Origin of the sequence: Streptomyces olivaceus (assembly GCF_000721235.1) — a bacterium.
Taxonomy (GTDB): domain Bacteria; phylum Actinomycetota; class Actinomycetes; order Streptomycetales; family Streptomycetaceae; genus Streptomyces; species Streptomyces olivaceus.
In genome coordinates this window covers 1-506 of the sequence record NZ_JOFH01000133.1, presented here as the reverse complement: position 1 = coordinate 506, position 506 = coordinate 1, and the positions used below count along the sequence as shown (strand labels likewise).

Below are 506 nucleotides of genomic sequence, written 5' to 3'. Positions count from 1 at the left end.
GTCGGTCTGGTGTTGTTGGAGCGGTTGTCGGATGCGCGGCGGCGTGGGCATCGGGTGCTGGCGGTGGTGCGGGGCAGTGCGGTGAATCAGGACGGGGCGTCGAACGGGTTGACGGCGCCGAACGGGCCGTCGCAGCAGCGGGTGATCGGGCAGGCGTTGGCGCAGGCGGGGTTGTCGGCGGTGGATGTGGATGTGGTGGAGGCGCATGGTACGGGGACGAGGCTGGGTGATCCGATCGAGGCGCAGGCGTTGCTGGCGACGTATGGGCAGGGGCGTTCGGTGGAGCGGCCGTTGTTGTTGGGGTCGTTGAAGTCGAATATCGGGCATACGCAGGCGGCTGCGGGGGTGGCGGGTGTCATCAAGGCGGTGATGGCGATGCGTCATGGTGTGGTGCCGCGGACGTTGCATGTGGATGTTCCGTCCTCGCGGGTGGACTGGTCTTCGGGTGCGGTGCGGTTGGTGACGGAGGAGGTGGCGTGGCCGGAGACGGGGCGTCCCCGCCGCGC

At 69.2% G+C, this 506-nt stretch carries 1 pseudogene; it reads left to right on the top strand.

What is annotated here, in order from left to right:
* Nucleotides 1–506 (top strand): annotated as a pseudogene (locus IG94_RS0138110) (polyketide synthase); the annotation flags it as partial.